The organism is Paenibacillus sp. FSL R10-2736 (assembly GCF_038000245.1).
GTDB classification, from domain to species: domain Bacteria; phylum Bacillota; class Bacilli; order Paenibacillales; family Paenibacillaceae; genus Paenibacillus_AQ; species Paenibacillus_AQ phytohabitans.
This window is the reverse complement of sequence record NZ_JBBOBN010000001.1, coordinates 3,282,365-3,297,377: the sequence shown is the minus strand read 5'-3', so window position 1 is coordinate 3,297,377 and position 15,013 is coordinate 3,282,365. Positions and strand designations below refer to the sequence as shown.

Sequence of the window (15,013 nt, the reverse complement as noted above, 5' to 3'; positions counted from 1 at the left end):
GTATGAATTTCGGCCGCTCTTACAGCTTCTAGCTTCCCCTGCGGTATTCTTCGATGACGATATGGCAGTTCGTGCCACTGAAGCCAAACCCGCTGATTGCAGCCATTCTGGAGCCCCGTTTGTTCTCCGGCCAATCTACCAGCTCGGTGTTGATGTAGAAGGGGCTTCCGTCCAGCCTGATCTTCTCATTAAGCCGGTTATAGTGGATCAGCGGCGGGATTTGTCTGTTTTTCAGGGACAGCAGGATTTTGATCATTCCGGCGACACCGGCGGCCATTGTGGCATGTCCGATATTGGCTTTGACGGACCCAAGCGCGCAATACTGGCTGTCCTGCGTAAATTCGCGGAACGCTTCGGTCAGGGCCTTTACTTCGATCGGATCCCCCAAAGCGGTGCCCGTTCCATGCGCTTCGACATAGTTGATCTCGGCCGGATCGATGCGGAACTTCTCGTACACCCGTTTCTCCAATTGAATCTGCGAGTTCACGCTTGGTGCGGTAATGCCATTGGTCCGGCCGTCCTGATTCACACCTGAGCCGCGGATTACACCATAGATATGATCCCTGTTCTCCAGCGCCTGCTTCAGCGGCTTCAGCACCACGACCCCTACGCCCTCGCTCAGCAGGGTCCCGTCTGCTTCCTGATCGAAGGGCCTGCATACACCCTGCGCTGACAGAATCTCCATCTGGCTGCTCTGCACCATGCTGTCCGGGGTAATCATCAGCCGGATACCTCCGGCCAGCGCCATGTCGCATTCCTCATTCCAGAGGCTGACACATGCCTGGTGTACGGCAACCAGCGACGAGGAACAGGCGGTATCTATTGAAATGCTCGGACCTTTCAAATTGAGAAAATACGAGATTCGCGCAGCCAGGATCGACGAAGAAGTTCCGGTAAAAGCATCTGCGGTATTGCTTAGACGGTTCGCTTCCAGATGCTTGGTATAATCGCTTGGTGCACAGCCGACAAATACGCCGCAGCGGGTATCCTGCACCGCCTGGTCGGAATATCCGGCATCCTCCAGCGCCTTCCAGGCCTCCTCCAGAAAAATCCGCTGCTGCGGATCCATAATCTCCGCTTCCTTAGGAGAAATATTGAAGAATAACGGATCGAATTCATCCACATGGTCAAGCAGTCCGGCAACCGTACAATAAGTCTTCTGATCCGCTTTCCGGTCTTCGTCATACCATGCCCGAATATCGAACCGGCTGGCGGGAATTTCACCCGTGCTGGCTACACCGTCACGGAGATTACGCCACAGCTCTCTTGCCGAAGCGGCGCCGGGAAACCTGCCTGATAACCCGACAATCGCAATGCCTTCTGCCGCAGCGGCTGTGGCTTGGTCAGCGGAAACTCCTGGAGGAGCTTCCGGCGTGACCTTTACCGGTTCTTCCGCAGGGCGGGAGGCGGCAAAGCCCAGTTTGATCTTGCCCGTAGCCTCTGTACTTGAAGCTGCGGGAGCTATGGGGGCTGCGCCAGTTTTCAGTGTCAGCTTGGGCGCTCCAGAGGCCGGTTGTCCAGCGGATAAGGGAGCCTGCGCCGCAAGTGCTTTTTCCTCCTTGGCCTGACGCCCGGTTAGTGGCTTCAGGGATCGTGCGGCGTGCGGCGAGACAGTGGCTGGTTCAGAAGCTTTTACCGGCTCCTTGAAGTCGTTCACTGGCTCGTTCATTGGCGCTTTCGGTTTGGCCGGCGCTGCCGCCGGTTTGTTTGTCGAGAATTGATCGATTAGATCATTCATATATTCATATCTGTGGTTTAAGCGTTGGGACTGCACAGGTTCGTGTATCTGCTCTTGCGAGTTTGCATTCGCAGCACTGGCATTGATTCCCTTCACCGGCATTGCGCCGCTGTTCTTCTGAATCTCATCTACCATATACCGGGCCAGCTCGGGAATGGTCGGATAATCATAGAGCACGATGCCGTCAAGCTGGATATGCAGCGCTTCATTCAGATCGCGGACAATTTCCACACTGCTGATCGAATCAATGCCCATTTCCTTAAAAGAAAGCTCATGGCTCAGCTCCTCCGGCTGAAGCTTCACTACCCGGCACAGCACATCCTTGACCTGCTGCTCCACGGCTTCCGGAGAGAGGGTCTGCTCTGCACCGGAAACCGCATCTCCCCGCTGCTTCAGCTCATGGATACGTCTCAGACCTTCGCGTGCCTCCAGCTTATGGTCCTTGATCTGCTGCAATATGTCCTTGATCGTCTCGCCGTTACTCATAGTACACCTCCAAAAACTGGGCTACTTCGTCCACATCCAGCTCATCCTCGTTCAGCCTGGACAACAGCTCCAGCAGATCACGGTCCTCCTGGTTAACCGATGGGGGAGTATAGTTGGCAGAACCCCCGGATACTCCTGAACCGGCATGTCCTCCTGAAGCTCCGGCTTCTTCAGCTCCCCTACTCGTACCTGAAGATGTTCCTGAGACTGCGGGTACTGCCTTTAATCCCGATATTCCCGGTACTTCCGCTTCCTTAACCTGTAAAAACGACCCCAGCTTGCGCCCGATATGCGCGGCAAGAAGATTAATAGAGTAGTAGTCATAGATATCGATGGTGTCGAGCTGCAGGCTGAAGCTCTCATTGAGATCGCGCACAATTTCAACGCCGCTGATGGAATCCACACCCATATCCTTGAAATTCATATCCTCGTCCAGTTCTGCTTCATCCAGTTGTATCCGGTTAGCGATGATCCGGGTCAGTTCGTCCTTGAAGTTCCGCTCAATGTTCCGATCGGCTTCTGAAGCATATATGGAAGGAATGGAGTCAGCAGGGTCTGTTGAACTGGCAAGACCTGCTGAACCGTCATGGTCCGTTAAACCGGAATGTATACCCCCGGTCGGCAGGCTTGCCTTGTTTTCTTTATCTTCAGGTGCAGACAGGGTTGCTGCCGTTACAGCTTCCCGCTCATTCCCCCCTGATTCCGCGGCCCGGTATAAGTGGCGGATCTTTGCTTTGACCTCTGAGGTGGTGAAGGTAATCCGGTGCATTTCATTCTCACGTTCCACACATTGCAGTAATGAATCCAGCACCCGGCTGGACAGCTCCTGCTTCAGCACACTGACCGTGGTCCTCGGCTTCTCGGCAATCAGCCGGGCAACCGACACCGCCTCCTGCAGCACCTTGTCCTTTGCCCGGAAGATGACGGAGGCTGATCTGCTTTTGAGCTGTTCGCCGGAATACATTTTGGCTGTGAACATCATCTCAACAGCGAGATTCTTCCCCAGCTTGTCCTCCAGAATGAAGGTTGCGCCCATCCCCGGAGTGAAGCCGTATTTGGCAAAGGCAGCGGAATACAAGCTCTCCTCAGCCATAACCACAATATCCGCATACAATCCGAACAGCAGGCCGCCGCCGGAAGCGTGGCCTTCCATTGCAGAGATCACAGGGATAGGGCACTCCAGCATCCCCCTGTACAAAATCGGCGCATCCGTGAAGCTCAGCTTGGAGTCAGAAATATCCAGCAGCTGCTCCTGGGTTCCGCCCATGGAGAAGATCCGCTCGTTCCCGGCAACCACAATCGCCTTGATCTGCTCATCCTGCTGTGCAGCCTGGAAGCAATGGGTAAGCCCCTGTATAACCTCATGGGTAAAAGTATTGTTATGCTTGGCATCCTGAATCCGGATAATAGCGACGCCGCCCTCCACATGCTCCAACATAACTTCATTTCCCGCATACGCCGGAATTGCTTCAGGCGCTGCGAATCCGGCAGTTGGAGAGGGTTCTGCATACTCTTGTATAGTTGAAATTAGTTGTGATGGGTTAAGCGGTTCGATCCAATAGCTTTTACGGGCAAACGGATAATGCGGCAGCGAAAGAAGCTCAGGTACGTCATTCCCGTATAATGTCCGCCAGTCTATAGCTGCGCCTTCCGCCCATGCCTGGGCCAGGCGTTCAGCATCGCCCGGCGTATACGGATTAGCCTGGATTTGTACATGTCTCTGCATTTGCGCCTTACTTGCCTGCCCTTGTGCAGCCAAGCCTGCCTCTGACGTGAACAGTTGGGCGGATGCCCGCTGCTCCAAATAATCCCCGATCGTCACCAGCAGTTCACTGAGTGTACGGTACACGACAGCCAGCCGGTGCTTCATGGGTTCCCGGGCTACCTGAAGTGTATAGCTGAGCCCCGGCAACGACAGTTCCTGCACCGCCCCGGCCCTGACTTCAGCAGCCTCATAACCTTCCATACCTGCCACTCCGTGTACAAGCTGACAGCTGAGCTCTTCCACTGTTAAGTCACCGCTAACGGCAGAAGCGTTTGCCTGGATGCCAAAGCTCGCCAGGAGCCTGTCACACAGCTGGATGAATTCAACAGGCCCGAGACCCAGCTCCTCCAGGGAGTGATCCTGTCCGATCCCGGTGACCGGAAGGTCCAGCATTTGAGCAATGACCTCCTGCAGGGCAGCTGTCATGTCCTTATGACTACCGTGGCCCTCTGTTGTTCTTTGTTCCATAAAAGCTTTCATCCGCCGGGCATAAGCCTGCAGCCGTTCAGGGGTCTGCGCGGATAATATGAAGATATACGGATCATTATTAACATTCTGCTGATCCTGATTCCCGCTGCTTCTGCTGCCGGTATATTGCTCCAGAATGACATGGGCGTTAGAACCTCCCGCACCAAAAGCACTGATGCCGGCGCGTCTCGGGTACACCGTTGTCCGCCCGTTTGCGGTACGGGTGACCGGCTTCCACGGCTCCAGCTTCTGCTGAATGTAGAAGCCCGAATTGCCAAGCCGGATATGCGGGTTAATTCGTTCAGAATGAATTGATGGTACAAGCTGCCCGTGCTGCATCTGCAGAAGCACCTTGGCGATGGAGGATATGCCCGCAGCCGCTTCGGCATGGCCGATATTGGACTTGACTGAACCGATGGCACAGCTGAAGGCTTCGTCCTTATGGGGAGCAAAAGCATTCATCAGCGCTTTGATCTCAATCGGATCGCCCAGCGAGGTCCCCGTGCCATGCGCTTCAATATAATTGATGGTGCCTGCATCGATGCCGCTTCTGCGGATCGCTTCGGACACGGCTTCCTCCTGCGCACGCTGATTGGGAACCGTGAACCCGCTCGCCTCCCCGCCATGATTAATGGCGCTGCCCTTGATAACTGCATAGATCCGGTCATGGTCCCGCTCCGCCTGCTTCAGCGGCTTGATCAGAATTGCGCCCGCTGCCTCGGCGGGCACGTAACCATCGCCGCCTTCGCCGAAGCTGCGGCACCGGCCATCCGAGGAAGCGAAATTCCCCTGGGACAACAGAAGGTACTTATCCGGGTGCACGGAGAGATTCACCCCTCCAACCAGGGCCATGGCACAATCCTGATTCTTCACGCTTTGACAGGCCATGTGCAGCGCCGTCATCGAGGAGGAACACATGGTATCAATGCCCAGCGAAGGTCCGGTCAGTCCAAAATAATATGAGACCCGGTTGGCAATCGACGAGAGGGTGGAAGTGGAGACCTGCCGGCTGGTGTTGTACAGCTGGTACTGCATCCACATGGCTCCGGCGAATACGCCTACCTTTTGACCCTTGAGTTCAGACCGGATATACCCGCCATCCTCGAATGCTTCCCAGGCCAGCTCCAGAAACACCCGCTCATGCGGGTCCATCAGCACGGCTTGATAAGGTGCCACATTGAACAGCAGTGAATCGAACTTGTCCACATCGCGGAGGAAGCCGCCCCACCGGGAGCTGTCCTTGCCCCAGCTCTCCCGGGCAATCCGCTGCTGCTCCTCATGACTCCACCTCTGCGGATCGACCTCCGATACGGCGTCCCGGCCTGCCTTGAGCAGCTCCCAATACTCCGACAGATTGTCCGCACCCGGAAATCTCCCGCTGATTCCGATAATCGCGAGGTCATCCTCTTCTGTACCTCCGGCAGAACGGATAGTCGGATTCGGTGCCATCTCAGGCTGTGTAGCCGCCGTTTCCTTATGTAACTCCTCATTCCACTCCCCGTCCCGGACCAAGACAGCGTCAATCCTGCTTTCTTCCCCCGGAACCATGAGCAATAGGGTTTCTTCCCGCTGCAGCGCCCATTCCAGCGCCTCTATCCCTGCGGAGGTCTCCAGGAGCGAGATGCCAAATCTGTGTTTTAGCGCAAGCTCCGTATGTTCGTCGCCCTTCATGCCGCCCTCGCGCCAGAGAGGCCAGTTGACGGACAGGGATTTGCCGCTTCTCAGCCCCTGCGCTCTCCAGAGTTCTCTTTGCTGTATATAGCCATCCATATATAAATTGGCATACGCATAATCACTTTGACTTGGATTGCCCAGAATTCCCGCCACGGAGGAAAAAGCGGCAAAAAACGTGAGCGGCTCCCCCTTGAACACTTCATCGAGATTGGCCGTCCCCTCCGCCTTTACCCGCAGCACCTGACGCAGCTCATCACTGTCCTTATGCACCAGTAACGAATCGCGTGTAAGTCCCGCACAGTGAAAGATTCCGTCCAATTCCCCATACTTCTCTTTCACAAAAGCATGCAGGCGCTCCACCGATGTCCGGTCCGTTACATCACAAGCTACATAATCCAGACGCTGATGCGCGCCTAACCCTGCTGCAGCCTCTTCCGGCAGCTTGGCAGCTCTGCCGCAGAGAATGGCTGTCCCGCCTTGCTGCAGAACATGAGCTGCCAGCTTCTGTCCAATGCCTCCGGCTCCACCTGTAATCAAGTAGACCTGATTGCTGCGAATGGCCGTTTTACCTCCACCAGCTACGTGTCCTGCCTTACGGTAGGTCTGTATTCTCCGTATGTCCCGCTCATACACCACACGGCGCCCGCTGTCCCAGCCCCTGTAGAGTTCATCTTGGAAAATTGTCCGGAGCTGCCTACGGTTCTCCGCATCCAGGCCGATACATTTATAAGCCACCTTATCCGTTTCGGATTGGATGCAGTGCAGGAATCCCTCCATCGCTGCATCGCCCGGATGAGCGGCAGCCCCCTCTTGATCGAAGAAATACAGCACCTTTACTGCCGATTTAATTCTGCTTCTCAGCAGCTCCCGCAGGATGTAGAACATGGGGATCACCTGCTGCTCGGACTCCGGCAGACCGCCTTGCTTCCGCCCGCCGCAATTCAGACTGTTGACCAGAACTGTGGGCATGCGGTCCGCTGCCTGTAATTCATCTGCCAATTGCCTGTAATCATCCCCGCGGTTAAAGTTCATGCGGTAAATGCCGGCTTCTGCTGCGGCAAATTGCTCTCCCGGAAGCACGAAGGTGTAGCGATTGCCTGCCGCCATTCCAGCCAGAGACAGCAGTTCATCCTGCTGCCCGCACAAGACCAGTACCTGCTCCTGCTGCCCCGGGTATCCTGACTCGCTATGCTCTGTTAGCGGGCTGTTGATCCAAGCGGAGGTATAGGCGTGAATGGCCGCAGCGGACGGTTCCGGTTTGTCCGATTGGTGCACATCGCCAGCCGCTGTATCGGAGCCAAAAAACGAATCGCTATGCTCCCGGAGAATATACTGGCTTAACTCCTCCATCGTGGCGTATTCAAACAGCAATGTTGGGTAAAGGGGGCTTCCCAGCTTCTCTTCCAGCCGCTTGACGATGTCCAGCAAATGCTGTGAGTTCAGCCCTTGATTGTAAAAGCCCTCATCGGTCCGCAGCTCAGCCTCATCCCTTCCAGACAGACCGCTTACCAGCCGCTTCAGATAAGCGGTGACAGCAGCCTTGCGCATACCTTCTTCCGCCGGAACTCCTGTACGGGCCAGCGGAGATTGGGCTTTGACTTGGACCGGCTCCAGCTTAGCAGGTGCGGGCGAAGCCAGTGGGGACGCAGCTGGAGATTGAACCTTCTGAGGCCCGCTGATCAGTTCCCTGGAGCGGATCTTCTTCAGGCCCCAGCGTCTAAAGCTGGCAATCTCCTGTCCTTGCCCGTTATACACCTCGATATCGAAATACATCAGGTCCTTGATGTCTCCATCCGGATAACCCTCATCCTTGATATAGACATAGATCTGCTCCTTCATCGGTTCATAGGAACGGAAGGATTCGATGAACATCGGAATGGAAGCCTGAATGTCCCTGGAGAAATCCAGCTCCTGCAATACGACGAATCCCTGAACCAGCGTTGCCGCATCCAGATAACAAGGGTGCATGTAGAACTGGTCCATATATTCCCTCGCTAGCTCGCCCAGGGTAATCTCAGCCAGGATACGCTGATCGCCGTAATACAGCTTACCCAAACCCTTCATAAATTCCAGATGGCGGATATCAATTCTCCGCACATAGCTGTAGGCATGGTCCATATCTTCCACGCGATGACTCAGACTTTTAATCTGCTGAATGTCAATTGATTTCCGCTCGCCAGCGCGCGCAGGGGACAAATGCAGCTCACAGCGCAGGTTTTCATCCCAGGTACTGTCCAGGAGCTCATGCTCCTTAATCTTCCGGCTCTGCGCCACGACCTCGTATCCGTCTGCTTTTTTGGTGAACGAGATTTGGATTTTTTTATCATATTGTCCGCTGGTGGAGACCGGCTCGCTGAAAAGAACCTTGCGCAGCTCGATATCCCGCAGGTTGATGCCCTTGGTCTGCAGGAACCGGTAGATCATGTCAAGCAGCGTCACACCCGGCATGATCCGTACACCGTGAACCCGATGATCTCTGACGATATAATTGCTGTTTTTAATTACTGTACTGAACTTCACACCGTTTAAAGCGTCCATGCGTGCACACCTCTCCGCTCTCCCGTATTCATGCCTACTCTTCCACGAATTGCAGAAAGGACAGCTGATCCTGCTCATCCTGTGTCTGCCTGCCCTCTTCCTTCCCGCGGTTTACCCAGGCCTGCTGCTTGTTATACAGCGGTGCAGGCAACGGATATCTGCGCCGGGTATAACCGCTGAGTGCATCCTCCCCGCACTCCCCGATGATCATATGAACATTGGTGCCGCCGAATCCGAAGGAGCTGACGGCTGCCCGCCGGGCCTCCCCGTGGCTGTCCCAGGCTGCGGCCTCAAGCACCGGATAAAAAGGCGAGTGCCCGAAGTCGAAGCGCGGATTGGGCCGGCTGCAATTCAGCGTGGGAACAAGCATCTTGTGGTGGATGCACAGCGCCGCCTTAATGAAGCTGGCAATGCCTGCCGCGCTGAGGCAATGGCCGATATTGGTCTTCACGCTGCCCACACCGCAAAAGCCTGTGGCACCGGTATATCTTTTGTAAACCGAGGTCAGGGCCTTCAGCTCAATGGGATCGCCGATCATCGTACCTGTGCCGTGGGTCTCCACGTAACCAATCGTCTCCGGGTTAATACCGGAACGGCGGATCGCTTCAGCGATAACCTCTTCCTGGGCCTGCATGCTTGGGGTGGTAACCCCCATCGTACGGCCGTCATTATTGGTTGCCGAGGCTTCAATAACCGTGTAGATTCTGTCCCCGTCGGCGAGGGCCTTGGCCAGCGGCTTGAGCAGCACCGCCCCGCAGCCTTCTCCCGGCACGATGCCGTTTGCCTCCTCATCAAAGGTATGGCATTTGCCGTCCGGCGACATGGCCTTGGAGGCGCTGAATACGAGATGGGGACGCTCATCCAGAAGCAGATCCACCCCGCCCGCTATAGCCATCTCCGACTCGCCGGAGCGGATGCTCTGGCAGGCCAGATGCAGACTGAGGAGCGAGGAAGAACAGGCGCTGTCCACCGTTAGGCTGGGACCCTTGAGATTGAAGAAATGGGAGGCATAAGCCGCGATGAAATTTTGCCCGATGCCGATGATCGTATTCTTATTGATATCCTGCACCCATCCCGGATAAGAGCCTGGATGGGCGCCGATGAACACACCGACCTTCTTCCCGCTGATGTCCTCCATTTCATAGCCCGCATCCAGAATGGTCTCCGCTGTAACCTCAAGGGACTGCCGCATAAGCGGACTGATCTGCTCCACATTCTCCTTAAGGCCGAAATACCCGCCGTCGAAGCGCTCGATATCGTCCAGGAACCCGCCCCATTTGCTGATGCTTTTGCCTTCTGCATAGACAGGAGCGTACCATTCATCCTTGTCCCAGCGGCTGGCCGGAACCTCCGTAATACTGTCCAGTCCCTGCCGCAGATTGTTCCAGAAGGCGTCCTTGTCTCCAGCCCCCGGAAAATGGCAGCCCATGCCGATAACGGCAATCCGTCCGTCATGCCTGCCTTCAGGGCTAGGCGTTTCGTCCTGTACGTTGTGTACCGCTTGCATTCTTGCTTCCCTGCCACGGCCGTAATGAAATTCCGGCACCCGGTTATACGGTTCAGCGAATCTGATTCTATTGCCTGTCAGCAAAGGCGGGTCATCCTGCTCCAGCTCCGGCTGACTCTTATATTCTGCGCCGTTTGAGCAGAGATGCTCTGCCAGCGCGCGCATGTCTCTAAGCTCGAAGAACAACGCCGGATCCATACGGGTCTGAAAAGCGGTGTCCAGCTTCTTAATGACCTCGATCAGCAGAATGGAATCCACGCCGATTTCGGCAAACGGAACATCCTCACGTACACGGTCCCCCGGCAGCTTCAGCTCTGCACAGAAGATATCCAGAATCAGGGCGGACGCTTTTTGCAGGTCACTTGGGGTACTCAGTGTATTCTGTACATTCCCCCCGGCTACCGCAGCGTCAGGACTGCCTTGACTCTTCACAACGGCCTTCGCCCCAGGTAAACCCTTCCCCCGTTCAGCGCTTGCCTTGATCAATAATTCCGGGCGGTAAAGATCCATGTCCAGAATAGCCGGAATCACACTTGGCGAATCACTGCCAATGATGATTTCCTCCAGCATGAAGAGGCCATCGGCAAGGCTGTGTGCGGTAAGTCCGGACTGTGTATAGAGCGGGCTAAGCTGAAATCCGGAATCCGCCAGCATCCCGACCTCTGACCAGCTCGGCCAGATGATCGACTGATAATAACTGTTTCCGAGGGTGTGCTGATGCTGTGCATACAGGTCCAGATAATAGTTGGCTGCGCTGTAATCGCTAAGCCCGGCAGACAACAGCGGCGCCAGAGCTGAAATGGAGGAGAATAGAACAAAGAATTCCAGCTTATCCTGGGCAAAAATGTGCTGGAGTGCCGCCACCCCTTCAACCTTAGGTTCAAAGACCTGCCGGATATCGGCGATTTTTTTGTTCACAAAGGCCGGGTGCTGATTCAGATTGGAGCCTGCGCAGTGCACAACACCGCCAATTCCGCCCCACTGCTGCCGGATGCTCTCAACAAAAGGCATAAGCTGCCCGGCATCGGTCAGCGAACCGGAATACACCTCAACCTGGGCACCGGAGGCTTCCAGCTCCACTACCCGCTTGATTCGTGCCAGACTTCCCGGATCATGGATAGTGCCGGACAAGATGTCCGGCCAATCCTCCCGGGCAGGAAAAGCCTGAACCCCCATCAGCACCAGCTTCCGTGCGCCTCTTCGGACCAGCAGACGGGCCACCTCGGCCCCGATCCCCCGCGTGCCTCCGGTAATGACGTAGACCTTCTTGGGGTCTACCTTCAACCGGTTATGCCGTTCGCGGCCGATCCATTTATTCTGCTGCTTCAGCGTGGTGATAACCGGCTCATACCGCAATCCGTCCGCATAGCACGCTTCAGCGGTATCGGATTCCAGGCTTAATTCGCCTAGAACAATCCGGAGCTGCCGGTTAATATCCGAAGCATCCAGGCCGATATCCACGGTGCGGGCGGTGACTTGTCTATATTCTGCGCCAAGCGTGCGGATGATCCCGGCGATATCCGCTCCGGCCAGAGTAACCGTGCGGTTCTCCGGATTCTGAACCCCGCCGGTCAAATGGACAATCCGAAAATCCTTGCCCGCCTGCTTAACCAGCGCTTGCAGAAGCATGATTTTACCGTAGCTCTGCTTGGACATGGGCTTCGGCTGTGCATGGAGATCGGAGAAATCAACGATTCCCTTGAGTTTCAGCTTCATCCCGAGTACGGCTTCAATCGTCTGCTCACTATCCTCTGTAAGCGTGAAGTCAACGGGTAACACGGAGTCACGGGCTTGCTGCGCCTTTCCGTCACACAGGATTAGCGGTTCTTCAAAGCTTGCTCTGACCGCTGCAAGTGCGTCATCATCCATCTCTTCATTTACGATGATAAGATACTGCCCTTTACCCTGTTTGGGCTCACGAGGCTGCTCCGACTTCATCCATTCCTTCTTAAGCAGAGCATATTGCTCCCCGGTAACAATCTCACGGGTGCTGACGGGAACCATCTGGATGTTCTTAAAGGACAGCACCGCTTCACCTGACTCATTCAGCACATGAACGTCATAATGAAGCTCACCTCCGGCAGTCTCCAGACCACCCGACTGAAAATGAACATATTTCGCCGATGAGGCTTGGCGGATAAGCTGTATTTCACCGATCTCATAAGCTGCAGACGCCGTGCCGCCATTGCCGATAATGTCCATGTTCAGCCCCTGCAGGACGGCTTCAGTTAGCATAGCTGCCAGGACATCGTCCGCCGAATGGAACGGGCCTGGTGAAATTACCGCCAAGTGGTCTGTCAGGCTGCTGTACAAGCCTGTTATGATCTGTGCCTGTGCTTCATAAGCTATACCTTGATTCTCCAGTACCCGGTAGACTTCATCCCCAGTCCGAACCTGCACTGCTTCCTGCTTGAGCTTGCCTATATCCACCGTTGCCGGTTCGTGAGACGGATAAGCCAGGCCTGTTCTGGCCGTACCTGCTGCCAGGATATTCTGCTGCGGTCCTTCGCGCAGGACAGCGAACCGGAGGGAATCCCCCTCACCCTCACCTTGAAGTTGAATATTCAGTTTCACTTGCTGCTTGTCAGAAGCAGGATGGCAGAATTGAATCTGCTCCAGTGAGGCAATACCCGGAGCACCACTTCCCAGCAGTGCAGCCTGCGCGCCTATAGCCAGCAGAATAGCTTCGCTGAATACCGCTGCCCCATAAATAGACTTGCCGAACACGGCCTTTCCGGCAGCCTCCGGTTCACTTATGAAGCCGATTCCCTGCACCGTTGACACATTGCGGTGAACCAGCGGATGTAGCTGCCCCTCTGCCGCTGCTCCAGCACTTCCGGCAGCCCCGGCAGCTGAGCTGCTTCTGGATACTTGGTCAGCTCCTGTGGCAGCTCCGCCACTTCCGGATACTCCGCGAGCCCCTCCGGCAGCTGCGGTACTTCCGGCAGCTCCGCCATTCTCCGCGCTTCTCTTCTCATCCGCTGCCTCAATCCAGCAGCGCATATAATCGAAGGGATAGCCTGGAAGCGGCACTCTGCGGAAGCTCCCGGCAGCGGACAGGCTTTTGAAATCGGCTGCATAGCCTTTGATGTAATAATTGGCAATCAACTGCGCCGCCTTTGCCCGTTCCTGCGGAGTAAGCCGGTCCTGATGAAACTGGACCAGCAATTGCTCCATCTTGGATTTCAGCGCAGGGTTCACCCGCTCATTGCCGCCCGATCCGCCGCCGCTATACCAGCCTGAGCTTGGCTGCTTATGAAGATAAGCCTCCAGCTCCCGGACCAGCTCTTCCTGGCTTGCGGCAATGAACATGCTGCGGTAGGCGTAATGATCTCTTCCGGCCAGCAGTGTATACGATATATTGGCCAGTCTGCCCAAGCTTGTGCGCTCCTGCAGATAATCCCGCAGATGCTGTACCTTGGCCTCGAGTGCCGTATCGCTTTTTGCTGACAAAGCGAACAGCAGCACTTTCCCGTCATTGTCCCCGGCTTTGCCGGTGACGGCTTCTTCTTCCTGCTCTATATGCTCCGCAACCACCACATGGCAATTGGTTCCGCTCATTCCAAACGAGCTGACCGCTGCCATTCTTGGCCGTCCGGCTTCCCTGCGCCATTCCTCGGTCTCTTTTCCCACATAGAATGGGCTGTTCTTAAAATCGATCAGCTTGTTCCCCTCACCAGAGTGAAGCGTAGCGGGAATTCTGCCGTGCTGCAGGCTCAGGAGAACCTTGATCAGACCCGCCATGCCCGAGGCGGACAAGGTATGTCCTATGTTGCCTTTGACTGAGCCGAGATGGCAATATTGCTTCTTGTCCGTGAATGCGCCGAAGGTCTCCGTTAGGGCAGCGACCTCGATCGGATCCCCCAGCCGGGTGCCCGTGCCATGCGCCTCCACATAGCTGATGTGCTCAGGGTTAATCTGGAATTTCTCATAGACTTCACGTTCCAGCGCTGCCTGTGAGAGACCATTCGGGGCGGTAATGCCATTGGTTTTACCGTCCTGATTGACCCCGATGCCCTTGATGACTCCGTAGATATGGTCCCCGTCCCGCTTCGCGGCAGCATAATTCTTGAGGAGCACAGCGCCCACGCCTTCGCCCAGGCCTATGCCATCCGCCTCCTCGGCGAACGGCTTGCAGATTCCGTCGGTGTTCAACATCCCCAGCTTGCCCAGCGACATATAAATCCATGGCGTGAGCATAAGCTGGACACCTCCGGCGATCGCCATCTCGCTGCTGCCGTTATGCAGGCTGTCACAAGCGAGTGACAAAGCTACCAGTGACGAAGAGCAGGCCGTATCCAGGGCGATGCTCGGCCCCTTTAAATTCAGCAGATAGGAAATTCTCGCCGGAATGACCGACAAGCTGTTCCCCGTAGGGACATGCTCGTTCGTTTCACCCAGGAACCGCTCCAGATACTCCCCTTGCTGAAGGCCCACGAATATGCCGCATTTGCTGCCTGACATATCCTGCAGCGAATATCCCGCATCTTCTATGGCCTTCCAGGATTCTTCCAGAAACAGCCGTTGTCTGGGGTCCATATGCTCCGCTTCTTTGGGAGAGATGTGGAAGAACAAAGGATCGAATTGATCCGCGCCCGGGAGAAAGCCCCCATAACGGATATGTGCCCTCTGCGCCGGGGTCAGCTTGGTCAGCTCCGTGCGTTCAGCAGGCGCTTCCTGAAGACTGCTCACTTCCTGTACAAGGTTGTCCCAATACTGCTGCACATTGCGGGCGCCGGAGAATCTGCCGGAGAGGCCGATAATGGCGATATCATCGCTGCGCACATTCCCATTATTTTGCGTAAAGTCCGGTGTATGTGTTCTGCCCTGCATAGGC

3 protein-coding genes are annotated in these 15,013 nt (G+C 55.7%); all 3 read right to left on the bottom strand.

From position 1 onward, the window contains the following. Positions 1-28: 28 nt before the first annotated feature. Genes NSQ73_RS14370 through NSQ73_RS14360 form a run of 3 tightly spaced genes read right to left on the bottom strand, consistent with a single transcriptional unit; the run spans position 29 to position 15,009 of the window. Positions 29-2,224: a type I polyketide synthase gene (locus tag NSQ73_RS14370; RefSeq protein ID WP_340986952.1), complete on the bottom strand. Its 2,196-nt coding sequence runs from the start codon at positions 2,222-2,224 to the stop codon at positions 29-31. Then, a complete protein-coding gene (locus tag NSQ73_RS14365; RefSeq protein ID WP_340986951.1) occupies positions 2,217-8,669 on the bottom strand; it encodes an SDR family NAD(P)-dependent oxidoreductase in 6,453 nt (2,150 codons plus the stop codon). The genes NSQ73_RS14370 and NSQ73_RS14365 overlap by 8 nt, the downstream gene beginning before the upstream one ends. A gap of 34 nt (positions 8,670-8,703) precedes the next feature. Beyond that, positions 8,704-15,009 carry a beta-ketoacyl synthase N-terminal-like domain-containing protein gene (locus NSQ73_RS14360; protein WP_340986950.1) on the bottom strand — a complete coding sequence of 2,102 codons (6,306 nt, stop codon included), beginning with the start codon at positions 15,007-15,009 and terminating at the stop codon, positions 8,704-8,706. Positions 15,010-15,013 lie beyond the last annotated feature (4 nt).

What these genes read in the sequence shown, in the direction of transcription:
- NSQ73_RS14370 (WP_340986952.1), bottom strand. Translation starts at nt 2,224, where the DNA reads ATGAGTAACGGCGAGACGATCAAGGACATATTGCAGCAGATCAAGGAC.
- NSQ73_RS14365 (WP_340986951.1), bottom strand. Translation starts at nt 8,669, where the DNA reads ATGGACGCTTTAAACGGTGTGAAGTTCAGTACAGTAATTAAAAACAGC.
- NSQ73_RS14360 (WP_340986950.1), bottom strand. Translation starts at nt 15,009, where the DNA reads ATGCAGGGCAGAACACATACACCGGACTTTACGCAAAATAATGGGAAT.